At 63.0% G+C, this 25,397-nt stretch carries 23 protein-coding genes; 5 read left to right on the top strand and 18 right to left on the bottom strand.

Features of this window, described 5'->3' with window-relative positions; all coding sequences use genetic code 11:
* Positions 1–10: 10 nt before the first annotated feature.
* The 4 genes from NFJ07_RS14635 to NFJ07_RS14620 form a co-directional block, all read right to left on the bottom strand.
* Positions 11–1,207 (bottom strand): type II toxin-antitoxin system HipA family toxin, encoded by a 1,197-nt coding sequence (locus NFJ07_RS14635; protein ID WP_269995390.1) that lies wholly within the window; start codon positions 1,205–1,207, stop codon positions 11–13.
* Positions 1,207–1,404, bottom strand: a complete 198-nt coding sequence (locus NFJ07_RS14630; RefSeq protein WP_269995389.1) for a helix-turn-helix transcriptional regulator — start codon at positions 1,402–1,404, stop codon at positions 1,207–1,209. The genes NFJ07_RS14635 and NFJ07_RS14630 overlap by 1 nt, the downstream gene beginning before the upstream one ends.
* A 152-nt stretch (positions 1,405–1,556) precedes the next feature.
* On the bottom strand, positions 1,557–1,880 hold the full coding sequence (locus NFJ07_RS14625; RefSeq protein ID WP_269995388.1) for a DUF6221 family protein: 324 nt from the start codon (positions 1,878–1,880) through the stop codon (positions 1,557–1,559).
* A gap of 47 nt (positions 1,881–1,927) precedes the next feature.
* Positions 1,928–3,304, bottom strand: a complete 1,377-nt coding sequence (locus tag NFJ07_RS14620; protein ID WP_269995387.1) for an ammonium transporter — start codon at positions 3,302–3,304, stop codon at positions 1,928–1,930.
* Positions 3,305–3,689: 385 nt separating this feature from the next.
* Here NFJ07_RS14620 and NFJ07_RS14615 point away from each other — a divergent pair, with 385 nt between their 5' ends.
* The 5 genes from NFJ07_RS14615 to NFJ07_RS14595 all read left to right on the top strand — a co-directional run bounded on the left by NFJ07_RS14615 (position 3,690) and on the right by NFJ07_RS14595 (position 9,679).
* The gene (locus NFJ07_RS14615) at positions 3,690–4,427 is read left to right on the top strand and encodes a glutamine amidotransferase (protein WP_269995386.1); all 738 of its coding nucleotides are present in this window, start codon (positions 3,690–3,692) and stop codon (positions 4,425–4,427) included.
* A gap of 28 nt (positions 4,428–4,455) precedes the next feature.
* The gene (locus NFJ07_RS14610; protein ID WP_269995385.1) at positions 4,456–4,761 is read left to right on the top strand and encodes a putative quinol monooxygenase; all 306 of its coding nucleotides are present in this window, start codon (positions 4,456–4,458) and stop codon (positions 4,759–4,761) included.
* Between the two features lie 173 nt (positions 4,762–4,934).
* The gene (locus tag NFJ07_RS14605) at positions 4,935–5,882 is read left to right on the top strand and encodes a serine hydrolase (RefSeq protein ID WP_269995384.1); all 948 of its coding nucleotides are present in this window, start codon (positions 4,935–4,937) and stop codon (positions 5,880–5,882) included.
* 1,230 nt (positions 5,883–7,112) lie between these two features.
* On the top strand, positions 7,113–8,327 hold the full coding sequence (locus tag NFJ07_RS14600) for an allantoate amidohydrolase (protein ID WP_269995382.1): 1,215 nt from the start codon (positions 7,113–7,115) through the stop codon (positions 8,325–8,327).
* Positions 8,324–9,679, top strand: a complete 1,356-nt coding sequence (locus NFJ07_RS14595) for a formimidoylglutamate deiminase (RefSeq protein ID WP_269995380.1) — start codon at positions 8,324–8,326, stop codon at positions 9,677–9,679. The genes NFJ07_RS14600 and NFJ07_RS14595 overlap by 4 nt, the downstream gene beginning before the upstream one ends.
* A gap of 21 nt (positions 9,680–9,700) precedes the next feature.
* Here the strand turns inward: NFJ07_RS14595 and NFJ07_RS14590 are convergent, their stop codons facing one another.
* The 14 genes from NFJ07_RS14590 to NFJ07_RS14525 form a co-directional block, all read right to left on the bottom strand.
* Positions 9,701–10,759 (bottom strand): LacI family DNA-binding transcriptional regulator, encoded by a 1,059-nt coding sequence (locus tag NFJ07_RS14590; RefSeq protein ID WP_269995379.1) that lies wholly within the window; start codon positions 10,757–10,759, stop codon positions 9,701–9,703.
* 10 nt (positions 10,760–10,769) lie between these two features.
* A complete protein-coding gene (locus NFJ07_RS14585; protein WP_269995378.1) occupies positions 10,770–11,654 on the bottom strand; it encodes a glycerophosphodiester phosphodiesterase family protein in 885 nt (294 codons plus the stop codon).
* Positions 11,655–11,656: 2 nt separating this feature from the next.
* Positions 11,657–13,480 (bottom strand): ABC transporter permease, encoded by a 1,824-nt coding sequence (locus NFJ07_RS14580; protein WP_269995377.1) that lies wholly within the window; start codon positions 13,478–13,480, stop codon positions 11,657–11,659.
* On the bottom strand, positions 13,477–14,523 hold the full coding sequence (locus tag NFJ07_RS14575; protein WP_269995376.1) for an ABC transporter ATP-binding protein: 1,047 nt from the start codon (positions 14,521–14,523) through the stop codon (positions 13,477–13,479). Before NFJ07_RS14575 ends, NFJ07_RS14580 begins: the two co-directional genes overlap by 4 nt.
* Before the next feature lie 3 nt (positions 14,524–14,526).
* On the bottom strand, positions 14,527–15,588 hold the full coding sequence (locus NFJ07_RS14570) for an extracellular solute-binding protein (RefSeq protein WP_269995375.1): 1,062 nt from the start codon (positions 15,586–15,588) through the stop codon (positions 14,527–14,529).
* 281 nt (positions 15,589–15,869) lie between these two features.
* The gene (locus tag NFJ07_RS14565) at positions 15,870–16,811 is read right to left on the bottom strand and encodes a carbohydrate ABC transporter permease (RefSeq protein WP_269995374.1); all 942 of its coding nucleotides are present in this window, start codon (positions 16,809–16,811) and stop codon (positions 15,870–15,872) included.
* Positions 16,812–16,822: 11 nt separating this feature from the next.
* Positions 16,823–17,779 carry a carbohydrate ABC transporter permease gene (locus NFJ07_RS14560; RefSeq protein ID WP_269995372.1) on the bottom strand — a complete coding sequence of 319 codons (957 nt, stop codon included), beginning with the start codon at positions 17,777–17,779 and terminating at the stop codon, positions 16,823–16,825.
* A 31-nt stretch (positions 17,780–17,810) separates the two neighbouring features.
* Positions 17,811–18,773: a phosphodiesterase gene (locus NFJ07_RS14555; protein WP_269995371.1), complete on the bottom strand. Its 963-nt coding sequence runs from the start codon at positions 18,771–18,773 to the stop codon at positions 17,811–17,813.
* A 44-nt stretch (positions 18,774–18,817) separates the two neighbouring features.
* Entirely contained in the window at positions 18,818–19,657 is an 840-nt protein-coding gene (locus tag NFJ07_RS14550) for a tyrosine-protein phosphatase (RefSeq protein ID WP_269995370.1), read from the bottom strand.
* 46 nt (positions 19,658–19,703) lie between these two features.
* Positions 19,704–21,059 (bottom strand): extracellular solute-binding protein, encoded by a 1,356-nt coding sequence (locus tag NFJ07_RS14545; RefSeq protein WP_269995369.1) that lies wholly within the window; start codon positions 21,057–21,059, stop codon positions 19,704–19,706.
* Positions 21,060–21,138: 79 nt separating this feature from the next.
* Complete coding sequence (locus NFJ07_RS14540) at positions 21,139–22,290, bottom strand: ABC transporter ATP-binding protein (RefSeq protein WP_269995368.1); 1,152 nt, start codon at positions 22,288–22,290, stop codon at positions 21,139–21,141.
* 158 nt (positions 22,291–22,448) lie between these two features.
* Positions 22,449–23,339, bottom strand: coding sequence for a MurR/RpiR family transcriptional regulator (locus NFJ07_RS14535; protein ID WP_269995367.1), 891 nt, complete (start codon positions 23,337–23,339; stop codon positions 22,449–22,451).
* A 92-nt stretch (positions 23,340–23,431) separates the two neighbouring features.
* Positions 23,432–23,905 carry a sensor histidine kinase gene (locus NFJ07_RS14530; protein WP_269995365.1) on the bottom strand — a complete coding sequence of 158 codons (474 nt, stop codon included), beginning with the start codon at positions 23,903–23,905 and terminating at the stop codon, positions 23,432–23,434.
* 401 nt (positions 23,906–24,306) lie between these two features.
* Complete coding sequence (locus tag NFJ07_RS14525; protein WP_269995364.1) at positions 24,307–25,143, bottom strand: alpha/beta fold hydrolase; 837 nt, start codon at positions 25,141–25,143, stop codon at positions 24,307–24,309.
* Positions 25,144–25,397 lie beyond the last annotated feature (254 nt).

Genomic DNA, 25,397 nt, shown 5'->3' with positions numbered 1-25,397 from the left:
TGCACTTTAGTCAGCCCGCCAGCTCTCCACGCCGGAATCGCAGCTCTCGTTGAGCGCCTCGGAGCGGTGACCCGGTGAAGGGTAGGTCCTCCAAGCTGGCCTTCCCGGAAGCTGACAAGGCCAATGTATTGGCGGAGATGGCCGCGCGCTGTGGCAAGCCAATCGACGCCGCGAAATCGGCCCAGTGCTTCGCCTTGAGGTTTTTGGTTTTCCCAGACACCGGCAACGCGAGCGAGTCGTCTCCGTACAGCAGGGTGGATGGAATGTCGTAGATCGGGGCCATGACGAATCCTGCGTGCTGGCCCCCGAGGATCGAGAGATTCTTCGCATGGAGGTCGCCGTTCCCGGTCAGCCAAGCAAAGACAAACTGTAGATACAGATTGCGGCTTGCCACGAGAGGGGCTTTGCATCGCCCAGCCAGCGCGGCAGCTACGTCCTCCGACGCCACCGAATACTTGGAAGCCGGTGGCAGGCCCAAGACCTGGGCCCCGTCTTCCATGGGCAAGCGGACCCAAATGCCGTCCTGGTCCCGGACGCGGTCGAAGCGTTCCACTAGCAACCCAGGCAACCCGTGCATGTCGGTGATGATGAGGCTCTTTGCTACAGGGATTTTGAGGTACTTGGCGGCGGAGAGGTGCACCGCTTCGTTCGCCAGCAAGTGTGCCTGGTTGGGCGGGTCGAGTTTGAGTAGATACCGTTGCCCCCTGAGGGACAGCGGTGTGGTCAGCATGGACGCGCTTGCCTTGTCTTGGACGCCGGGGATCGCGTGACGGTCTACCGCGTTGGCAAGGGCGGCGAAGTCCAGTTGCTCTGGTCTGGATGTGTCGGCCAGGGGTGCCGGTTCCACGGGAATTTCCCCGGCGGGGACCACTTGGACGTCCCCGGGGGCATCGGCTCCGACTGCGAGCAGGAGGGTGAGTTCGTCGTCGAGGCTAGTTTTGGTGGCGTCCCTGAGCACGCTAAGCCGGTGCCCCTCAGGGAGCAGGCCGGCGAAGAAGGGCGGAAGGGCGCCAGCGGGAGTCTCGACAGAAATCCCCGTCAAAGGCAACGAACCGGCAATCGCAGGCAGGCCGGAAGCCATGTACTCTGCCACGTAGGAAAAACTGACCCCGCCATGGCCAGTGCGGACAAGGTGACCTGCCAGGACGCCGCCTTTGTGAACGTCCGCTGCACGGACGAACTTCAACTCCTGAAGATCGTCGACCATCAGGCCGCCGCCATGTGCAGGCCTACGGCATTCGCTACCGCCACGACGGCCCCCAGCGAAGGATTCCCGGTGGCCGTCTCAATCGCCCGCACGGTCCTTTCGGAGGTTCCGGCAAGGTCAGCGAGGTCTGCTTGCGTGATTCCGGCCTCTTTGCGTGCTTTTCGTATGGTCGCCGCAATGGCCGCTAGGTCTTCCACGCGTCTCCGATGATCCGGCACGATATTGCCGATTTGGCAGTTTCCTAGGTTCATTCTGAACTAATTTGTCGAAATCGGCAAGATGCTGCCGAAAGTGATCAGTTGGGCGACCGTGGGTCCGCTAGGACCATCTTTCGGCAAGATGCTGCCGATTACATCCCCGCCAGCCATTCCGGCTCGAAGTCCGGATGGTCCGAATATGGCAGCGCGAGGGCATTCAACGATTTCGTGGTCCATTCGATTGATTCCGGGATCCACTGCGGGGTATCGCCAAGCGTGCCGCGAACCATCGTGGCCAAGGCCGTCTGCCGTGCGGATTCCACGATGCTGAGCAGCCTTCTCTTCGACTCGCATTCCAGGAGAAGGCGGCGCTCGTACCATTTGCCCGCCTCGGAGACGGAACGGTCGCCGAGGAGTTTCCGCGCCGCAGCCTCGTCCTCCTTCAGACGGTCCGAGAGGAAATCGACGATATCCACAAATTGAGCGTACGCGTCCCTCGCGGCCGCGGAAATGCCTGCTTCCGCTAAGCGGGGTCGGCCTGCTTTTCGCGCTGGAGCTCGACGGCGGGAGCGGCCGCGGGGGACGAAGCGGCGGCAGCGGCCCGGGCTGAAACAGGGACGGCCGCAGCGGCAAGGGGGATGTTGACGTGCGGGAGGGCGTTGAAGTGGCTTCGGGACATGCCGCCGAACTCGTAGGCAGTCTCGGCGTGCTCGGACAAGTCCACGCCGGCGAGCTCCGCCTCGTGGCTGACCCGGAATCCAACGGTCTTGTGGATGACAAGGGCAATGATTGCCGTCATGATTCCAGATACTGCAAGGGTGACAAGGATGGCGACGATCTGCGCCACGAGCTGCTGGAGTCCGCCACCGTAGAACAATCCTCCACCTTTGCCATTGACCGGCAGTGCGATGAATCCGAGCGCGAGGGTGCCCACAAGTCCGCCACCAAGGTGGACGCCCACGACGTCGAGGGAGTCATCGAAGCCGAACTTGTGTTTCAGGTCGACAAACACGGCGCAGGCGGCGCCAGCCACCAGACCGAGGCCGAGGGCTGCGGCGGGAGCCACGTTGGCGCAGGCCGGAGTAATAGCCACGAGGCCGGCAACGACGCCGGATGCGGCACCCAAGGACGTGGGGTGGCCGTGCCGGATCTTCTCGGTGAGCAACCAGCTGAGCATGGCCCCGGCTGGGGCAACAAGGGTGTTGACCCAGATCAAGCCGGCCTGCGCCGACGTCGTGGCCGCGCCGGCGTTGAAGCCGAACCAGCCGAACCAGAGGAGGCCGGCGCCAAGCATGATGAAGGGGAGGTTGTGCGGGCGGTGGTTCGGGTCTTTTCCAAAGCCGTGGCGCTTGCCCAGGATCAGCGCCAGGACAAACGCGGCAGCGCCGGAGCTGATTTCCACCACGGTGCCACCGGCGAAGTCAATGACCTGGCCGAAGACTGAACTGATGGCTCCGCCGGGGCTCAGCAGGCCTCCGCCCCAAACCATGAAAGCCAAGGGGCAGTACACCAGGGTGATCCAGATGGGGACGAAGATGACCCAGGAACTGAATTTGGCGCGGTCGGCGATAGCTCCGCTGATCAGGGCCACCGTGACGATGGCGAAGGTTGCGCTGAAGCCCAGCTTGATGAGATCGGTGGAACCGACCAGGTCCGCGGAGCCGAAGCTGCTGAACGGATTGCCGAAGATCCCCAGGACACTCTTGCCGCTGATCATCGAGTAGCCCCACAGGATCCACACGGCGCCTACGATGCCCGCGGAGATGAAGCTCATCATGATCATGTTGAGGGAGGCCTTGGCCCGCGTCATGCCACTGTAGAAGAGGCCGAGTGCCGGGGTCATGAGCAGTGCAAGTGCCGCCGACACCATCACCCAAACGTTTTCCGCAGTGATATTCACGTGCGCTTCCCTTCTGATCGGAATGCCGTAGGAGGACCGTTGCAGCGTGGTCCCGTTCTTCCCCTGCCCAATATTTCCGGTTCCGTGTTTCAAGCAATGCGAGGAAAAATTGCGGGCACGTTACATAACTTGGCTTGGCGTGAAGAACGCATGACGGGCGTGTTTCGGGAATGTTAACGCCGCCTCCACGCGGACGCAGAACCGCCTGGAACGGGCGTCCAGGATCCCAGTGATTGCGCGGAATACCGGGCGGAAGGACGTGAAATCCTTCCACCCGGGCAGAAATTCGGACATTTCTTCCACGTGAACGGCGGCTCACCGCCCCCAAGAGGGATGTTTCAGCCGAACGCTGGCGCGTCACGGCCGCCGCGCGCACACTTAGCCTGTGAAGCCGTTTCTCCTGCTCGCATCTCGTGCCGAAGACGCCGCCGCCGAGGAAGAGTACCAGGCGTATCTTCGTTTTGGAGGGCTCGCTCCCGAGCATCTACAACGCATCCGAATGGAAGCGGCGCCACTCCCGCCGCTTGAGCTCTCCGACTACTCCGGCGTGATTGTGGGCGGCAGCCCCTTCACTTCGAGCGATCCACCAGAGCACAAGGGCCTGGTCCAGAAACGGGTGGAGAAGGAACTCGCGCAGCTGCTGGACAGGATTGTTGCTGCCGACTTTCCCTTTCTAGGGGCCTGCTATGGGGTCGGAACCCTGGGGCTCCACCAGGGGGCGGTGATTGACCGTACCTACGGTGAAGGACTCGGCGGGGTAACCATCAAACTCACAGCGGAGGGCCTCCAAGACACGCTCCTCCAAGGCATGTCCGAGCGCTTTGTCGCCTTTACCGGTCACAAGGAAGCCTGCACGGTACTGCCGGGAAACGCCGTGTTGCTGGCTGGCTCGGCCACGTGCCCGGTGCAGATGTTCCGTATCAAGAGGAACCTATACGCCACTCAGTTCCATCCAGAGCTCGACGCCGAGGGGCTCGTCACCCGGATCGCCACCTATCGCCACGCCGGATACTTCCCGCCCGAGGCTGCTGAACAGCTGATGGCAGATGCCCGCAAGATCACGGCGACCGAACCGATGAAGATCCTCGGCAACTTTGTTCGCCGATACTCGATTCCTCAATAGCGTCGGAGGAATGAAGCACAATGGGCGCATGACCTTTGCAAATGTGGGAAGTCTCGGCACGAAACCAGGCCAACGCGACGCCGTCGTCTCCATCCTGCTCAGACCGAAACCGGGGCTCCGGGGCGCGGGCTGCCTGCTCTACGAGGTGGGCGTCAACGACGAATCGCCGGACACGGTCTTTGTCTGCGAACTATGGGAATCGGCAGAAGCGCACCAAGGATCGCTGCAACTGGACAGCGTCCGGGCCGCCATAGCTGAGGCAATGCCGCTGCTGTCCGGAGAGATGGGCGGCACCCGGTTCACAGTATTGGGCTCACCGATCCGCGACGCCTGATATTCACCCAGGCGACACGCGGCTGACGGACAGGATTTTCATAGCTCTTACATAGCTGCAGTAGCTACGGTTGCTTCATTATGGAAGAGCAAGAGCCCCGTCGTCCCGGCCAAGGGTCCGGACGAAAGCGAAATCGGTGGAACCACTGGAGTCCCCGCCGACGTCGATCGGCCTTGCTGACAGCCTGTGCGGCCATTCTGGCCCTGATCCTGACGGCCACGGTCTACTCAGCTGCGCACGCCCGCTCCGCTTCCGATTTCGTCTCGGCCCCGACGGCTCCCGCGGGTGACGCGGCGGCGGCTGCCCCGGCGACAGTTGCCCCGACGACAACGGAGGCAGTTGCCCCGACTACAGCGGCGGCTGCCCCGACGACGGCGGCGGCTGCCGCTCCTACCTCGGTAGCCGCTGCGCCGGCCCAGACCGCGGCAGGAACTGTGACGCCCGCGTTTGATGCCCAAATCAACGGCATTATCAACGCCAACAGTCAGTACCAGATCGGCGTGGCACTGATTGATCTGTCTGATGGCTCGACGCACCAATACGGGGTCCAGGAGCCGTTCGAGGCAGCAAGCACCGCCAAGGTCCTGTCGGCGATTGCCTATTACCACCTCGTCGAAACAGGCGCAGCGTCCCTTGACGATCCTTTGGGGGACTACACCTCCGGGTTCCAGATCAAGGAAATGATCCAGGACAGCGACAACGATTCATGGTCCTTGATCATGGACACCATAGGCCACCGGGAGTTGCAGGCCTACGCCACGTCAATCGGGATCAGCTATGACCCGGAGAACAACACGCTGACTCCAAGCGAAATGGCCAGCATCATGGCCGGACTCTACGGCGGAAAGCTCCTGAACCAGCAGGACACCGCACAGTTGTTGTCCTACATGCAAAACACGAATTACGAATCACTCATCCCCGCTGCAGTGCCGGCCGGAATCACTGTTTTCCACAAGTACGGACTGCTCGACGACGAACTCCACGATGCCAGCATCCTCACCAACGGGACCAGTTCCTACGCGTTCGTGGTCTACACCAAAGGCCAGGACGAGAGCGATATCCCCGCCCGCACCGACATCTTCCACCAGCTCACCCAGGCTGTGGTGAACGGCCTGTTCTAAAGAGACCTAGGCCCATCTGCAGCACCACGACGCCGGCCGTGCAGTCAGACTGACTGTACGGCCGGCGTCGTTGTTCCCTTGGGCGCTGAGCGCCTGTCGCGATGCTTGCTTATACCTATATGCCTCCTTTCTTCATGGGGTCGGGCCAATTTCCTATCAATCGGTTGCGGTCCTGCATGGTCTTCTCCTGACTAAGGCGTGTCCTGCGCTGGTGGCGCAGTTGGTCGTGCCTGCCATAAGGGCAGGAGCGGCCTGCTCAGTCGGGAGAAGATCCCGGATCGAATGCAGGTTCGGCTGAGGGGGTTTGCCGGCCATCGGGGATGGGGCCGTGGTGGAGTGGCGGCGCCAGTGCACGTTGTTCCGGGAGATCTGCGGCGCCAAACGCGGAACCGCCCTGCGGATCCGACATCGATCCGGACTCATGTGGCGACACCGCCGCAGGAGCCGGTGTGTCAGGCGGAGGTCCGCCGGGGCCTGGAGACACTTCCGCCGTCGCGAATACAGCGGCGGGCATGAAGACCCCGTCCGGCATGAATCCAGGGTTCCTTGTGAATCCGGAGCTCCCTGTGTTTGCTCCCGGCCCGGCCTGGACCGATGGTGAAAGGGGGCTCGTAGGGACAAGTGGGGTGGGGGCGGTTAGCACCGCGCCTGATCCAGCGCGCATTGGGGCGGCGGGGACAGCTGAAGCACTTGGTCCTTGAGGCGGCAGTATTCCGGGCACCGGCGGCAATGCCGGCACGGAAGGCAGCTCGGGCAAGGCCGGGAGTTCACTGATCGTGTTGGTGACCATTGGCGGCACAGCGTCAACGAGTCCAACGACCGGTGTCAAGGCGTGGTCTGTTAGCTGATTAACAACGGACTCAGGAACGGTGGCCAATTGACTCGGGCTCGGAACCGCGGACGGGACGTGGTTGACGAGCGGCCCTATGGGAACGGCGAGGGGAACCGGAGGCAGTGTAACCGAAGGAGACGGAACAGCCGGAATCGTCGGCAGGATGTCAGCGGCTTGCGAAGGACCGGCAAGCCACAGCAACCATGCCAATGCGCCGAAAACGGCGAGAAGAACGGGGCGCAACAAAAAGATGCCACGGCACCCCAGATACCCGGACAAACACTCCACCTCCCCAGTGCGGTGTTTGGACACCAAGGTACGCCCGTCGTCGTCGGCAGTCCATAGCTCGCAGTGGCATCATGTGACTTGGTGGCAGTCTTCATTCATCGGAGGAACACATGGAAACCGTTAATCAGCTCCTCGACTCAATCAAGGACGTGGGCCGCGATGCGGTGCGCGGAGGGTACTCCAGGGCCGTCTACTCGACGCCCGAGCTCGACCTCAGGCAGTGGTTCATCGAACAAGCCCAACAGCGCGGCCTCGGCGTCGAGACCGACCGAAACGGCATCATCTGGGCCTGGTGGGGAAAGCCCCAGGACGGTGCGCTCGTCACCGGCAGCCACCTCGATTCCGTCCCCGGCGGAGGCGCCTTTGACGGGCCGCTTGGCGTCGCGTCCGCACTCGCCGCCGTCGATATCCTCAGATCCCGCGGCGTTGACTCGAAGGACACAGTGCCGGGGCGTTCCCTGGCCATCACGGCCTTCCCGGAAGAGGAGGGATCCCGCTTTGGCGTGGCTTGCTTGGGCTCGCGGCTCCTGACCGGCGCCATCGACGTCGACAAGGCGCGGAACCTGCGCGATGTGGACGGCAACACTTTCGCCGACGTCGCCCGAAGCAATGGTCTGGATCCCAGGCACGTCGGTCCCGATCCGGAAGCCCTGGCTCGAATCGGCGACTTCGTTGAACTGCATGTTGAACAGGGAAAGGGGCTGGGCCAAGGCGGCCCGGCCATCGCCGTCGGAAGCTCCATCCTGGGCCACGGCCGCTGGAAGCTGAGCGTCAGCGGCCAAGGCAACCACGCCGGGACCACACTCATGGCCGATCGTGCCGATCCGATGGTCGCGGCCGCGCAGATCGTCGTTGCCGTCCGTGACACCGCGGCGAAACAGCCGGATGCGCGGGCCACAGTGGGGCGCTTGACCCCGGTTCCCGGCGGCACCAACGTGATTGCCTCTCGCGTCGATCTGTGGCTTGACGCCCGCCATCCCGACGACGGCGTGACGGCACAATTGATCGAATCGATTTACCGCGCGGCCCGGGAAATCGCGGCAGGCGAGGGATGCACCGTCACCCTCACCGAGGAGTCCTACAGCGACACCGTGCACTTCGATCCCGCCCTGAGCCGACGCATCGGCGAGCTCCTGCCGGGCGCGCCCGTGCTGGCAACCGGCGCTGGACACGACGCCGGAGTCTTGGCTGGACATGTCCCCTCGGCGATGCTTTTCGTCCGCAACCCCAGCGGAATCTCGCACTCACCGGAAGAATACGTCGCTGACGAGGACGCCTCAGCCGGCGCCGTTGCGCTCGCCGACGTTCTGGAGGGACTCCTGTGAGCGGGTTCTGGTGCGAGGAGGCGCTTGTAAACGCCGACGGCGGTTCTGTCGCCGGCGGCGCGGTTGTCGCCGGCGTTCGGCTGGAAGTCCACGAAGGTCGCATCGCTGGGATCTCCACCGGAGTCGAGCCCGAAACCGGTGACCAGATTTTGAACGGCGTCGTCTTCCCCGCCGCGGCAAACGCCCATTCGCACGCTTTTCACCGGATCCTGCGCGGCCGGACCCATGACGGGCGTGGTGACTTCTGGGTCTGGCGAGAGCAAATGTACCGGAGCGCTGCGGAACTGACACCCGAGAAATACGAGAAGCTCGCCACGGCAGTCTTCACCGAAATGGTGGTCTCGGGCTTCAGCAGCGTGGCCGAGTTCCACTACGTCCACCACCAGCCGGAAGGAACGCCGTACCCGGAGCCGCACGCGATGGAACTGGCGTTGGCCAGGGCAGCCGTGGCGGCGGGGATCCGTCTGACTTTGCTGGACACCCTGTACCTCGCGGGAGGCATCGGGACGCCGCTCAGCCCGGAACAGGCACGGTTTGGCGACGCCGACGCCCAGGCCTGGTTGGACCGGCTCGCGTCACTGCGGGCCGAGGTAGCGCGGAGCTTTCCGCCGGAAAAGGTCGGTATGGGGGCCGCCCTGCACTCCGTCCGCGGAGTGCCCGAGGAAGCGCTCAAGACTGTCGCACACCAACTGCCTGCCGACATTCCGCTCCACATCCACCTCAGCGAACAACCGGCTGAGAACGAGGCCTGCCTGCAGGCCTATGGCGTCACCCCGGCTGGACTTCTTGCCCGGCATGGACTGCTGTCCGGGCGGCTCTCCGCCGTCCACGCCACCCACCTGACGCCCGAAGACATCCAGCTTCTCGGGGACGCCGGAGCCACGGTGGTGATGTGTCCAAGCACTGAGGCCGATCTCGCCGATGGGATCGGACCGGCACGCGCATTGTCCGACGCCGGCTCGACCATCGCGCTGGGCACGGACCAGCACGCGGTGATCGATCCTTGGGTTGAAATGCGTACCTTGGAACACGGAGAACGCCTCGGCTCCGGCCAGCGGGGCAGGTTCTCACCGCATGAACTGCTCCGCGCGGCCACCACTGGCGCAACGGCTTCCATGGCCACTCCCATAGCGTCGGCACTTGAGGTAGGTGCAGTGTGCGACCTCATGGCTGTGGCTCCGGACTCGGTACGGACCGCCGGTTCCATGCCCCAGCAGTTCGCGTTCAGCGCGACGGCGAGCGACGTCACCGCCGTCGTCATAGCTGGCGTACTGACGGCCTCAAACGGAGTCCATGTACGCCTCGGCGCTCCGGGGAGCCTCCTCACGGAGGCGCTGAAGGAGTTCTCCTGAGTGAACGAGTGCCGCGAAGAATCAGGGGACGCGCGCTGGTGAAGCCAGGGTACGGCCCGGGACGAAGACCCCCGCAAAGCGCTCGTGCCGTATGGTTGCGGAGCCTCGGTCGCGCATCAAATCGGCCATAACCGTCGTGCCCCTGGCAGCCACTTCATGGACCGGAATCCTAAGCGTCGCGATTCCGATCTGCTCGGAGCCCATCAGGATGCCGTCGCAACCCGTGATGGACAGATCCTCGGGAATGCGTAGCCCTGCCTCGCTCGCGTACGGCATGAAGGAGATGGCCCGAGTGTCCGAGGGGAACATGGCGGCCGTAATCCGCCCCTCGCTTGCAAGCCGGACGATGTCCTCACAACGGTCCACTGAGTCGCCAAAGAGATCCGTGTCGAGCTGGTGGACCTCGACGCCGCGCGCGCGCAAGTGCGCTGCCATGGCGAGTCCTCGTCGGTTTTCGGCTGTGGAGAGGGAGAACACGGGAACCACCACCGCGACCGAGCGGTGACCCGCGGTAGCAACCCGGTCTGCCAGGATGGCACCGTTGGTGTCCTCGTCGTAGGAGACTCCATAAATGCCCGGATGCTCCTCCACCCGACCGACAGACACCACTGGCACGGAATCGAGGAACGGTTCCAGATCGTGAGCCTTGATGACGCCCGTGGAAACCATGAGGCCGCCGACCCGCAGACCCAAGAGCCTCCGCAAGCCGGCCAGCTCTTCCTCGGCACCTCGCGTTACCGTGGGAACTACGGTAATCAGCTGAAGCCCCGCCCGGCTGGCTTCGTTCTGGATCTCGCTGTGGAGCAGCCCGTACGCGGGATTCCTGGGATCCCGCAGAAGCAGGCCCACTAAGTCCGAACTGCGGGCCGCCAGTCCGCTGGCCATCATGTTGGGCACATAGCCCAATTCCCGCAAGGCTCGGTTGACCTTTTCCTGTGTCTTGGCGGAAACAGAGACATTCCCCATCAACACCCGGGACACTGTGGCGCGGGATACTTGGGCCAACTGGGCGACGTCGTCCATACGCACACCCAGCGGTGATCCTCCGTTACGCCCCTTTGGGGGCCCCAGCTCAGTCACAGCCACAACTCTACTGGCTGGCCAACATGCCTGCCGGCGCTCCCTGAAGCACGGCATTTCGGTAGGGGACCAGCAATCCCGGCCAGTCGGTCTGGATGATGTCGGCTCCAAGTCCTATCAGCCGCCCCCACCCTGAATCCGGGTCGGCAAGCACAGATGTCTCGTCGTCCCAGCCGCAGAAAAGGGGCACCCTGTTGCTCAGGTTGATGGCGTTTAGCAGGGCAAAAAGTCCCCGCGAATGGAGCCATGCAACATAATCGGGAGAGGCAAAATCGTGGTCCGGACCTTCTGCCAGGAGTTCCATTCCAACCGTATTGATCTCCGTATACTCCAGCACACGGAGGACGTCCTCATGGGACCGGACCATGGGCGCGAAGGGGTATTTCACCGGGTGCGCAGCCAGTAGCTCCAACGGCTCCCGGTCCACAGGGGATTTCAGGACGGCCCTGCCCATCACGTCGTAGCTGTCCAAATACGGCAGAAGCCGTTCCCAGTACCACCAAGAGCGGTCCACGTTGAAGAGGGCGTTGGGGTTTTGACGCAGTACCTCATCGAGAGTTGCCACCCTGTAGGCCTCGTTGCTCGCCGTCGAGCACCAGCGGTATTCCAAGGCACGGATCGATGCGGCATCCAGTGTCCTGATGTTCTCCTGGATCCCGAAGTGCATCGGCTCGTAGCCGTCATGGAAAAGGAAGAACTCGCCGTCGGTTGATTCCACGACGTCGATCTCCACCATTTCGGCACCTTGGCGAAGGGCTGCTTCCACAGCTGGCTGGGTGTTTTCTGCGATGGTGCCGAGACCGGTGCCGCGGTGGACGGCGACCAAGGGCCTGGCCCGCTCGAAGGCGGCATTGAGCTGGGAATTCTGCTCCACGAATCGTGGCTGTCCGAACATTTCTATTTCTCCAGGGTGTTTGCTGCGCCAGCAGCGGCCAGTTCACGGGGTTCGCGGGCGGCTTCTGGGCTAGCGCTCAATAGAGCTTTGGTCGCTTTCGGGGAGGGGCGACGACGTCGGGAAACGCCAGATCCGGCGCCCCGTCCGTAGACGAGCCACATAGTGACGCCGGTGATGGCCATGAGGATGACGGTGTAGACGAATGTCAGGGCCGTGGTGTCCGTCAAGGTGTCGTTGCTCGTGGCGTTCTTGATGACGATGCCCAGGGGTTGGTACAGGGGGTGTGCCAGGAAGACGGCAGTGTCGTAGTCATCGAGCAGGTGGTTAAAGTTCAGGGCGGCTACGGCCGCCGCCGTTGGTGCAACGATCGGCAATAGGATCCGGCGGAACGTGGTGAAGGAGCCGGCGCCAAGTATTGCGGCAGCCTCTTCCAACTGGTCAGGTACTGCGGCGAAGGCTGCCTTGAGCATCCGCAGCGTGAATGGGATCTTGCCGATCACGTAGGCAATGGCGAGGATCGCCAGCGTCCCGGTGAGGACGATGTTGCCCACCAACCATTCGGAGTGGTCGAAAGTAACGATCAGTCCAAGCGCCACCATGGTTGAAGGCAGAATCCACGGGATATGCAGGATGTATTCGATGGCGGCAGTGGCCGGGTTGCGGAATTTCTGCACGAGGCGAGCTACGAACAGCAGGCCGAAGACGACAACAGTCGTTGCGACGGCGCTGTACCCGATGCTCACTAGGAACGGCCACAGTGCCGAGTAGTCGGTGAATACCCGGAGGTAGTTGTTCAGGGTGAAGCTGCCGGGGTCCAGGGTGGCGCTCTGGATCGAGGCAGCGTCGGTGAAGGAAAAGATGACGATCAGGACCGGTGGGAGGGCGTAGACGGCGAAAAGGGCGTATGCCACTGCGTGCACCACAACATTCGCCACCGGGTTTTCGATCTTTTGCTTCTGCAGGAAAACAGGAACCTTGGACACGCTGAAGTAGGTTCCGCCCTTCTCCAAGCGGTTCATCACGGCCAGCAGCACGATGGTGGACAAGCCCAGGATCATGGCGAGCGTCGCGGCCAGGTCCCGCGACGACGGAGCATTGGCGAACGTCAGAATCATCGGCGTAACGGTCTGGAAGTCCTCGCCGCCGAGTACCTGCGGGGCAGCCAGCGCACTCAAGCCACCCAGGAAGGTCAGGATGGTGATGGCATACACCATCGGCATCAGCGTGGGCAGGACGATGCTGCGCAGCACCTTCCAGCTCGAAGCGCCCATCATCCGCGCGGCTTCGATCGTCTGGAAGTCCACCTTCGCCAACGCGTTGCCGAAGAACAGCAGATGGTTTCCGGTGCACGCGAAAGTCATGACAAACACCACGGCGAACATGCCCGTGAACCAAGACGCAGACATGCCCGGGAACACGTTCAGCAGGAGGCGCGTGATGAAGCCACTGTCTCCATAGAGGAACTTGTACCCGGCCACCAGCACGATTCCGCCGTAAATCAGTGTGCTGGCGTAGCCCAGCCACAAAACCCGGGCACCTTTGATGTCGAAGTACCGGGTGGCCAGGACAATGAAGATCCCGACGGCGTTGACGGTCACCGAGAGGATCACGGCCAGCAGGAAGCTGTTGCGAAGTGACTCCATGGCGCGTTGGGACGACATCAGCCGCCGGATGGCATCGAAGGAAAGCTGCCCCTCGGGCATGAAGACCGTTCCAAGCAACGTGAGGTTCGGGTAGATCAGGAAGGTGACTGAAAACCACAGCAGTACTGCCGCCACCACCAGGAACAGAGGAGACCGAAGCAGTTGCTTGAGCGAGCCGTTCACGAGGCAACCCCGTACCGGGAGACCCCGTACTGCAGGACATCGTCCGGATTGACCAAAAGTCGGACCGGATCTCCTGGCTGGAAGCCTCCCCTGCCATCCTCCTGCAGAATTCCGCGGAGCATTCCGCGGTCCGTCTCGACCCGGTAGCTGCTGTAGACGCCGTGATAATGGCGCGAGCTTACCCGCCCCGCGAGTGCTGGTACCGCTGCCGAGGCGGCCGTATCGGCCGCCTCGATCCTGACCTTTTCGATCCGCACGTACGCAGGCCTCGCGGGATCAAGGTGGGACCCGCCGTCGCGCATTACTACTTGAACGGTGGCGGGGGAGAGTTTGTTGGCATCGCCCACAAAATTGCACACGAACTCGGTCGCGGACCGCGTGTACACGTCCTGGGGAGTTCCTACCTGCTCGATCCGGCCGTTGTTCATTACGGCAATGCGGTCGCTCATGGTCAGGGCCTCGTCCTGGTCGTGGGTGACGTAGACGGTGGTGATACCGAACTCCTGTTGCAGATCCTTGAGCTGGGCACGCAGCTGGTGGCGGAGCTTCGCGTCGAGGTTGGACAGTGGCTCGTCCAGCAAAAGGATCTTGGGGCGCAGCACCAAGGCCCGGGCGATCGCAACACGCTGTTGCTGGCCGCCGGAAAGGTCCGTGACGCTCTTGGCAAGCTGTTCGTCGCTGAGATTGACCTCTCGGGCGATTTCGCGGACACGCTCCATGGTCTCGGCCTTGGAAACCTTCGCAACCTTGAGGCCAAAGGCGATGTTCTCCCACACCGACAGGGTGGGAAACAGGGCGTAGCTCTGGAAGACCATCCCGATTTCGCGGCGGTGGCTGGGCAGGTGCGTGACACGCTTGCCGCCGATACGGATGTCCCCGCGGCTGGGCTGGATGAAGCCGGCAAGCGCTCGAAGCGCCGTGGACTTGCCACAGCCGGAGGGGCCCAAGAGGGTGAAGAACTCGCCTTCTTCCACTGTGAGCTGGTAGTCCGGCAGTGCGACAAAATCGCCGAAGCGGATCTCGACATTCTCAAACGTGATCATCGACTAGCCCTTCAAGTATTCGAGCTGGATCTTCTCGACCCACTTGTCGATGTATTTCCCGACCAGGGTCCAGTCGATAGCCTGGTTCTTGAAGGCGGCAGTCTGTTGGATGGCCTGCGCATCCGCGGCAGCAGCGGCTTTGTTGTTCGCGGGGGCGGTGAAGAACTGCTTGGACCACTTGGCCTGGACGTCGGCGGATCCGAACCAGTCGATGAACTTCTTGGCGGTTTCTGCCTTCTTGGTGCCTTTGATCAGGGCGACTTGCTGAACGGCGAAAGGGACGCCGACGGCGGGCTTCACGGCTTCTGTTGCGATGCCGTATTGCTTTTCGCGGCTGGCCTTGCCGGAGAGCCACATCTGGCCGGCGTCCACTTGAGACTTCTTCATGCGGGAGTACAGATCTTCGCCAGTGACTGCCCGGCTCCCGTTGGCGAAGTAGGCCTTTACCTGTGCCCAACCCTCGGCGCTGATGCCGAGCTCACCGTTAGGGTCGGCATAGCGGGCCAAGATGCCCGCAAGCACCATCTGGGTGGTTGCACCGCCTAGCGCGGTGGGCACCTCGTACTTTCCTTTGAACTGGTCCTTGGTCCAGAGGTCGGTCCAATCCTGCGGAGCTGCAGCAGGTGTGGCGTAGGCGGCTTTGTTGAAGACCAGCATGATCGGCTCGCGCACAATCGGCCAGAACTGCTTGCCCGCCTGGTCACCCAATGAGGCGTCGACGTCTCCTGCCCAGGCCGGGGTGTAGGGATCGAGCACGTTCTGTGCCTTGAGCTTCTCGAAGTACACGTTGTTCAAGCCGAACGTCACGTCAGCCACCGGATTGTTCTTCTCCGCGGTCAGGCGGTTCATCACGTCACCACCACCCAGATCAACGAAGTCGATCTTGAAACCGGCCGCCGCGGCTTCCTTCTTCAGCCAATCGCCGCGCCCATCGGACACTGAGTTGCTGTAGATGATGAGGGATTCGTTGGAGGAGGCTGATGCTTGGCCGGGTGGCGTACAGGCGGTGGAAAGCAGGGATCCGGCGGCCAGTACGGCACCAAGCAGGACGATTCGACGTTTCAAAATGTCTCCAAGGGTGATCGGGGCGGATGCGATCACCGATAAATGAACGCGCTTTCATTCTGGCGGCAACTATGGAACTCGCGGATTTAAATGGGTAAATCACACAAGAACAGACAGTTACTGGGAGAAATTGAAAGCGCGTTCACGCTTCTCAAAGAAGCATGCATTTACAGCCACCGAAGACGCTCGCTCACCTTTGGGGTTGTTTTCCGGAACGCTCGCTCACTTCTAGTGAGCGAGCGTTCTCGAATTTGGCTCTATATGTGAGCGAGCGTCCTGGGCTACTTCAATCCCGACCGCACGAACGCATCCACCACGTATCGCTGCAGGAAGATGTAGATCAGGAAAATCGGCAGGCACGCAAGCGACGACGCTGCCATGATGGCGCCCCAGTTGTTGCCTTCGGCGCCAAGGAAGCCGCGGATGCCGACCTGGATGAGGGCATCGGACTTCTGCATGATCAGGGAGGGCCACAAGTATTCGTTCCAGGCACTGATGAACAGCATGATGCCCAGGGCCGCCAGCGCTGGACGCAGGTTCGGAACCACCACTTCCCACAGCGTCCTCCATGACGACCGTCCATCCATCTGGCTCGCATCCAGGAGGTCCTTCGGGAAGGCCTCGAGGTGCTGGCGCAGCATCATCACCGCGAAGGCCGAACACAGCTGCGGGATGACCACGCCGGTGATGGTGTTGAGAAGACCCATCTGGGACACCAGCAAGTAGTTGGGAATCATGGTGACCTGGAAAGGCACCAGCCAAGACCCGACGAACAACAGGTACAGGGCCTTCTTTCCGACAAAGTCCCAACGCGCGAAGCCGTACGAAGCCAGGATGGCCACGAGCAACTGGGACACTGCCAACGTCAGCGCCATGCCGAAGGTATTTGCCAGCATGCCCGCGATGGGGATGGTCTTCAGGACGTACTGGAAATTCTCCAGGCTCAGGGGTCCCGGCAACGGGTTGGTGGACAGGGCGTCCGACGACGGCCGGAAGGCCGTGACGAACATCCAGTAGATGGGGAAGATCGAGACGACCGCGAGGGCGATCAGCAGCACGTGACTGGGCAGTGTCTTTAGAGGCACAGTTCGCAACGACGCAAACCGGCGGCGTCCGCGCCCGGCGGCAGGCGCCGTCGTCGGCCCTGAAAGCGAAGGCTGCAGGTCTGTCGAAGCATCCAAGGAACCAGGCTGGGCCGGCGGGGCGATGGTAATGAAAGCCATGGTGGTTCTTTCTAGTTGTCGTAGAAGCTGAGTCGCTCCGAGAGTTCCACGAAGACGAGGGCAATCAGCCCGAATCCGAGGAAGAAGAGCGTGCCCGCCGCGGAGGAAAGGCCGGCGTCGAAGTTCCTGAAGCCGAACTGGTACAGCAGGTAGTAGATGTTGGTGGACGAATTGCCCGGACCGCCCTGCGTCACGAGGTCGATGATGGGATATGTCCACTGCGCGGACAGCAGGATGGTCATGAGCGAGAGGAACACCAAGCTCGGCGAAAGCAACGGGATGATGATCCGCCAGGTGATCTGCCTGCCGCTGGCGCCGTCGATCGACGCCGCTGCGGCATAGTCCGGGCTGATGCCCGCCAACCCGGCCGAAACCACCAGCACGCCGAAGCCGAGCATCTGCCAGCCGACAATCACGATCACCGCGATCATCGAACTGTCGGGATCACGGAACACATTGCCCATCGGGGCGCCAAGGGCGGAGGCGATCGCGGGAATCGTTCCGCCTTCCGGAGCGAACAGCCACCGCCAAATAGCACTGCTGGCCACAGGTGTGATGAGGAAGGGAACGAAGATCAGTGCCTGGTAGGCGGTGCGGGCCTTGCCCTGGACCTTGCGGGAGAGCAGCGCGAACACGAGCGGCAGCGCAACGGAAATACCCAGGAACGCCAGGATGTACAGGCCGGTGTTGATCAGGGCTTGGTGCAGTTCGGGCAGGCTCAGGACCTTCGCGTATTTCTGCACGTCAACGTATTGCTTGGGCTTGGTGGGGATCAGGTTCCAGTCATTGAAGGACAGGTTGACGGTCTGTCCCAGCGGCCAGTACGTCCACACGAGAAGCAGGATGACGGCGGGCAGGATGTAGAGGTAGGGGCTCAGGGCGCGGCGCTTGGGACACCGATTAGCCGGGAGCCCCGCCGGGCCGGCAGGGGCAATGCCCGCTGCCGGCCCGGCGGTCTCGATGAACATTCTTTCGGCTTCCTTCCAGTGCTGTGGCTGGTTAGCGAACGCTGCCGGCGAGCTCGCCGTCGGCCGTTTCGGCAGCGCTAGAGGGCTCGACGTCGGACTCCTCGCCGGGAGCGGTCATCGCGGCGGTGGCTTCTTCGAGGGACATCTTCTGGAAGGCGACCATCTGCTCAGCCGTGACGGAGTACACGGTGGAGAACTCGCCGATTGGCACAACGGAGCTGAGCATCTTGTCTTGGTAAAGGTGGATCAGGTTGAACGCCTGCGCGCCGTTCTGGCCGCGCATCGACTTCGGCGCGACGTTCAGGTCCTGGGTGTAGCAGGTGGCCGAAGCAACCGTCACGGGAGCCCCGCCGAAGGTGCTGAAGGTGGAGTAGTGCAAGTGGCCGGCCAGGATGCCACGGACGTCGGTGCCTTCGATGACCTTCTCGAAGCGGCTCTGCTCACGAAGTTCGAACATGGCCATCATCTCCAGCGGGCTGGGGACCGGCGGGTGGTGCAGGGCGATGAGCGTTCCATGCGGGGCCGGGGTGGCGAGGACATCGGACAGCCACGCGAGCTGATCGTCGGAGATTTCGCCGTGGTGCTTGCCCGGAACCGTGGAGTCCAGGGCGATGATGCGCAGGCCGTTGACGTCGTGGACCATGTCCACGGATTCCTCGCCGGCGTCGGAGTCAAGGAGGCCCGAACGGAAGGCCGTGCGCGCGTCGTGGTTGCCCATGACCCAGATGATCTTGGCGCCGAGCTCCTCGGCCACGGGCTCCACGATGTTGCGCAGGCGGACGTAGGCGTCCGGGCGTCCGGTGTCGGCCAGGTCGCCGGTGAAAACCAATGCTTCGGGCTTGACCTGGGCCTTGACGAAGTCGCGGAAAAGCTGGCGGAGGTTCTCGTCGCTGTCCACGCTACCGTGCAGGAGGTCGTTGTCGGCCACGAAGTGGGTGTCGCTGATGTGCAGGATGAAGTGCTCGGGGGCGGGGTGCTGGAGTTCGGTGCTCATGGTTTTGTCTCCTTGTAATTATCTGCAGTGGGTAGCGGTGATTCTTAGCGGGTGGAGCTGGTGGTCAGGACGCCCCTGAGCCGTTCGAGGTCGGCGTCGCTGAAATCGTGTGCCTGGAGCAGGCCGGTGGCGCTGCCGTACATTTCGTCTACGAGGTCCAGCGTGGCCTCCATGACGGTGGCGGGGCTCGCGGAGATGATTTCCCGGAGTTCCCCGCCGATGCCCGCAAGGCCCGGGTGGCTGGAGGCGGCGGCCATCATGGCCTCGCTCCATTCGCCGCGCAGGTTTTCCTCGCTGGCTGTGTAGTCGAGGATCACCTGCCCGCGGTCCACGCCGGCGGCCAGGAGGGCCAGGGCAATGACGACGCCGGTGCGGTCCTTGCCCGCGGTGCAGTGCACCAGGACAGGATCCGTTCCGGAGTCGGCAATGAGGCGGACGGCGTCGGCAAGGCGCTGGGCGTGGCTCTGGATCATGAGCCGGTAGATGTGCACCAAGGTGGTGATCTCTGCGGTACCGGGGACGTTGCCCTCTTCGAAAATCGGGTTGTGCTTGGTGTCGACGGCGAGTCCGTCAAGGTTGCTGGGCGACTTTGCCAGCTCGGTGCGGTCACGCAGGTCGATGACCAAGCGGATGCCGAGCTCGGAGAATTGCCGGCGCCCGGCGTCGCTCAGTCCGTGCAGTGCGTCAGAGCGGTACAGCTTCCCTTCGCGGATGGTCCGCGCGGCAGCGGCATCGCTCTGCGCGGCGGCGGGAGCATCGGCGGCGGCTTCGGTCTGCGCGGCGGCGGCAGCATAGCCCGCCGTGCTCCGGAAGTTGTAGGTGCCCTCCACGGGGTAGGGGCGGTTGCGGGTTCCGAAGACTGCGTCCTCGGCAGTGGTTGTCACAGCTGGTGTCCTTCCGGATCGGTCGGGGAGGTTAGGGTCTGGGAGGTTAGGGGATCAGGTCCTGGGCGCGCTTCTGGGCGTCGGCCATGGTGGTTTTTGCGTCCTTGCCGTAGTAGACGACGTTCTCGACGGCTTTGCCGAGGATGTCGTCGATCTGCACGTAGCTGTTTCCCGGGTAGGAAACCCACGGCTGGAGGCGGTCAAGCTGGGCGAGGTTCGGGGCCAGGAGCGGGTTCTTCTGGGCCCAGTCGTAGAGGGAACCACCCGCAGCGGTCAGCGAGGTGCGCAGCGGCAGGTAGCCGATCTTGGTGGAGATCTGTTCGTAGGCGTGGTCGCTGGTCATGAACTTGATCAATTCCCAGCCGGCGCGCTGCTTCGCGGGATCCTGCGAGAGGACGAACAGGGCCGATCCCGAGTTGGTGGGCACGGAAGGCTTGCCACCGAAGGAGGGCATGCCTGCGGCCTTGAGCTGCCAGCCACCCTTCGTGGCGGCCGACATGAATGAGCCCTGGAGTGCCGAAGTGGTGAGGATGAAGGCGGTGTCACCCTTCGCGAGACCTTCGGACTGGGCGCTGCTGTCCGCATTGCGCAGCACGCCGTCCTTCGTCAGCTGTGCGAGCTTCGTGACGGTGTCAACGGCCGCGTCCGAGCCGAATCCGATGGTCTTGCGGTCATCGGAGAGAACCTGGGCCCCGTTCGACTTGAACACGCCCTGCATGCACCAGTTGCCCCCGATGCTTGCGCACGAAATGTCCAAGGACGGCTTCCCGGACTTCGCGGAAACGGCCTTGGCCGCGGCTTCGACTTTGTCCCAGGTAGAGAGGTCCGGGTTGGTGATTCCGGCGTCGGCGAGCTTGGTGGCGTTGTAGAACAGAACGGGAGTGGAGAAGACGTAAGGAATGCCGTAGGTCTTGCCATTCCAGTCTGCAAGGTGCTTCGCGTTGGGGTGGAAGGGGTGGGCCCCGCCGAGGGCGTCGTCGACGGCTTTCTGGCCGACGAGGTCGCTGATGGGCTGGGCGCCGAGCTGGGTGGCGGCGAAGTCCAGGGAATCGAACGTCAGCTGCGCGACGTCGGGTGCGTGTCCGGCAAGGAGCTGGGTCTGGACGCTGCTGACCGTGTTGGACCCGACGGCGCCGCCGCCCTGCGGTGCTTGGGCAGTGACGTGGATGTTCGGGTGGGCCTTTTCGAAGTCCGATACCAGGCCTTTGACGGTATCGGTCCAGACGCCGGCTTGGGCCAGGTTGTAGCTTTCGAAGGTGATGTTGACTTGCTGGTCTGATTTGAGCTCCGGGATGATCTGGGTGCTCACGGTGCTGGCCTGCGAGGTGCCGGAACAGCCAGCGAGGGCCAATGCGGCCGTGCCAACGGCGATGGTCAGTGCAATTGAACGGAGAGGGCGCACAATAATTCCTTGATTGCTGGGTTGGGTGGGTACTGCTGGTTCCGGGTTGGGGCCGGAATCTGGGGGGAAAGAGCGGATGTTAGACCGAGGCCGCTGGCTGCGCCGAGCTGGCCGCGGACGCGTGCTTCGCGTCTGCCTGCCATTCGAGGCGCCTGCCGCTTGCGCGGTCAAAGAGGTGGAGGTTCTTGGCGTCGGCACTCAGTACGACGGCGTTGCCCGGCTCCCAGTACTGGCCTCGCGGGGCGCGGACGGCCACGCGGTTCTCGCCGACCCGGCAGTAGATGACTTGTTCGCTGCCGAGGTTTTCGGCCAAGTCAACGATGCCTCGAAGGGCTGCCCCGGAGCTCGGCGCCGCTGCTGATGAGCCAGGCGCGTGGATGCTCAAGTGCTCAGGGCGGATGCCCAGCACTACGTCCCGCTGGGGTGTTTGCCCGTCCCACAGCACGGCTTCCACAGAGGGTGCCATGACGGTGATGGAGCCGTTGCTGGTGGAAAGTTCGGCATCGATCAGATTGGTGGCAGGGGATCCCAGGAAGCCCGCGGCGAACACGGACGCCGGCTTATCGTAGAGTTCTTCCGGCGTGCCGAGTTGCTCGAGTTGGCCTCCGTTGAGCAGTGCGATCTTTGTTGCCATGGTCATGGCTTCCACCTGGTCGTGTGTGACGTAGATGAAGGTGGCACCGAGGCGCTTGTGCAGTCCGGCCAGCTCCTGCCGGGTTGCAGTCCGGAGCTTGGCATCCAGGTTGGACAGGGGTTCGTCCATGAGGAAGGCCTTGGGCTCGCGCACCAAGGCGCGTGCAACTGCAACGCGTTGGCGCTGGCCGCCGGACAGTTCCTTGGGCTTGCGATCCAGGAGGTGGCCGATCTCCACCATTTCGGCGACGGCTTCCACGCGCTTCTTGACTTCCTGCTTGTCGGTGCGCCGCACGTGGAGCGGGAAAGCAAGGTTTTTCCCAACGCTGAGGTGCGGGTACAGGGCGTAGCTCTGGAACACCATCGCCAGGTCGCGCTTCTTGGATGGAGCGGTGGTGATGTCCGTTCCGTCCAGTTCGAGCGAGCCCGACGTCGGTTCCAACAGGCCCGCGATCATGCGGAGCAGGGTGGTCTTGCCGCAGCCGCTGGGGCCGAGCAGGACCAGGAAATCACCGTCTTCGACGGTGAGCGATACGTTCTTTACCGCCGACACGTTCTTGAATGAACGCGACAACTGGTTGAGCACTAGTCGGCCCACGAGCACCTCCGGGAAACGATATTTCCTAAATCGAATTATTTATGAAACGTCTTACCCTTGAAGGGTGGGGCTCGATGGTTAACGGTCGGTGCGGAGTTGATGAACGCCCCGTGCGCGGACAGGAAACAGTTGAAACCGTCCGCGTTTCATGCCGATTCCTATTCGGGGTTTTCCACCATGTGGAGGACTTCTTCGAACACGGCGGAGCGGGCGCGCTCAACATCGGGAGAACCTGCCGTCACTGCGGCGTGCAGGGCGGAAAGCACCAGCATCTGGACGATATTCCCAATGGGCAGCTGGTCGTTCCACGAATGGAATTCCGCCCCGGCCACGAGTGTGTGGCTCGAGAGATCGGCGAGCTCGGATTTCGCGTAGCTGGTCACCCCGATCACCGTGGCCTTGCGTTCGGCCGCGATCCGCGCCGAACCAATCGTGAAAGAGTTCATTCCGCTGTCACTCACGGCGATGCAGACATCGCCCGCTGAGAGAAGCTTGGCGGAGATGTGCTGCGAAACGATGTCGGACGGCGCCTCGCATTGGACTCCGGCCGACAGGAACCGCAGGGCAAGCGATTGCGCGGGAGCGAGGGACGCCCCGTTGGCCACCACCAGCAGGCGTCCACCCTGGCGAATCGCCTTCACCGCGGCGTCGAATGCCGCGAAGTCCAAAGAGCCTAACGCTCCGCGGATGTCTTGGGATGCCCGGGAAAAGATACCGGAGACCAGATGCTCCGAGGACCCGGGTTCGCCGGTCGCCCCCGATTCTTCCTGCTGGATGCTGTCCCGTGCCGCGGCCCCCAGATCGCGTAGCAGGACTTGGCGCAAGTGCTGGAATCCCTCAAAGCCCATGCTCTTGCACGCCCGCACGATCGTTGCCGGGGACGTCCCCGTCTGGGTGACCAGATCCGCCACCGACATCCTGGCCACGGTCTCCGGGGAATCAAGGCACAACTGCGCCACGCGCTGTTCGCTGCGAGCCAGCGACGGGAAAATCGACTTGATGTGCGCGCGGGAACCGCCCAGGGGCGGTTCGGATTTGTACGGGGTCATTGGCCTTTCATACCAGATTCACTTGAATAGGGAACCAGCAGCGCCGAAACCGACGACGGCGGGCGCCTGCCGCCGTCGGGCATCGACACCTATCAGTCGAGCGGCAGGGTGACGGTGACGCAGGTTCCGCTGCCCGGACTGGAGACGATGGAGACCTCGCCGCCCACTTCGCTGACGGCAATGGACATGAGGCGGAGCCCGAATCCGTGGTGTGCGCCCGCGGGCGTTGCCTGGCTGTCGAAGCCGGCGCCGTTGTCCGTGACCGTCAGCCGGATCCCGTGGTAGACGGCGGCGAGGCGGACGGTGATGTCGTGGGCCTGCGCGTACTTGAACGCGTTGCTGAGGACTTCCTTGGCGGCGTGGTAGAGCAAGGAAGCGGAGCCGGACGAGATTTCGACGCCATGGTGCGGCGTCTCCCAGTGGATTTCGGTCCCTTGGCGGCGGAGCGGTGCGGCCAAACGGTCGATGCAGCCGGCGAGCCCCAAAGCGTGGAAGTCAACTGGTTGCTGATCGGTGATCACGCCGTTGATGGCGGTAACCTCGTCCAGGGCTGTTGTTGTCTTCATGGCCGGTCCTGCTCCCCTTGCAGCTTTGGTGCTTTCGCCGGCGAATGGGTTCCGCCGGTGCTTGCATTAAGACTGGACCCGAGGCCTTAAGGTTCCCGCGAGATTCAGTTAGTTTCGTCCTAATTTCTTGTCAGGAATCTTCAAGGTTGCGGTAGGGCTTCCTGAAGGTGCAGTCGGCGAGGCGTCACGCAGAACCGACTTTTGGGGCACATCCGTCGTCCAGGCCCGGAATTCCGGGGATAATCAACGCCGATAGCGTGCCGAACCCAGTTGGCACCCCGTAAGGACTGGCGCCCCCCGTGTTACGGGTGCGCCGGTCCTTTGGTGGTGCGCCAATTGGTGACTTCCTTCTACGACGAGGGCGGGTGCCGTCCCGTCGTCGCCGTCGTCGTCTGGTGGCGCTACTTCGCGAGGAAGCCGAGCAAGGCCTGGTTGACCTCAGTGCCATGTGTCCACAGCAAGCCGTGCGGGGCGCCGTCGATCTCCACATACTCGGCGCCGGGGAGCGCTTCGGCGAACCTCCGGCCGGTGACGTCGACGGGGAGGATGTTGTCCGCGGTGCCGTGCACGATCAGGGCGGGCACGTCGATCTTGGGGATGTCGGCGCGGAAATCGGTAAGCCACGTGGGCTGCGCGGCCACCGAGGCGTAGGCGCCTGAATGGGCTGCGAGGTTCCAGCTGGCGGTGACTGCTTCGTGGCTCAAGCGGTGCGTTCCGAGGAAAGTGGAAGCGTTGTAGAAGTTGTTGAAGAACTCGGTGAAGAATGCGTAGCGATCGGCTGTGACGGCTTCGTTGAGGCCATCGAATACGGACTGCGGGACTCCGCCGGGATTGTCCTCGGTCTGCAGGAGGAACGGTTCCAAAGATGCAAGGAACACGGCCTTCGCCACCCGGGCGGAGCCATAATTGCCAAGGTAGCGGGCCACTTCGCCGGTGCCCATCGAGAAACCCACCAGGACGGCATCGTTCACATCGACAGTGTTCAGCAGGGTGTTGAGGTCCGCGGCGAAGGTGTCGTAGTCGTAGCCGACCGTCGGCTTGCTGGACTTGCCGAAGCCGCGGCGGTCGTAAGTGATGACGCGGTAGCCGGCGTCGAGCAGTGCGGCGGTCTGCTTCTCCCAGGACGAGCCGTCCAGGGGATAGCCGTGGATAAGGACCACTGCCTGGCCGGTCCCGTGGTCCTCGTAGTAGATCTCGATCTCGGTGCTGTTTTCATTTCCGACGCTGATGTAAGCCATGACTACGGTCCTTTCGTAGCGGATCTTGCCGAGCGCTTCCAGCCTACTGTCCGGGTACGACGGCGGCACGCCCCTGCCTTTTGGAACGCTCGCTCACCTTTGGTGCCGTTTCGGCGGACGCTCGCTCACCTTTGGTGTCGTTTCGGCGGACGCTCGCTCACCTTTGGTGTCGTTTCGCCCTGTGTGTCAGGCTCTTGTGTGACAGGTTTTTCTGTTGGCCGGAGTCCGGCGTGTGGGGTGGGGAAGGTCCATGA

Origin of the sequence: Arthrobacter sp. B2a2-09 (assembly GCF_027587375.1) — a bacterium.
GTDB lineage: Bacteria > Actinomycetota > Actinomycetes > Actinomycetales > Micrococcaceae > Arthrobacter.
Note: the sequence above shows the minus strand (reverse complement) of the source record. Positions and strands in the feature narration are given on the sequence as shown.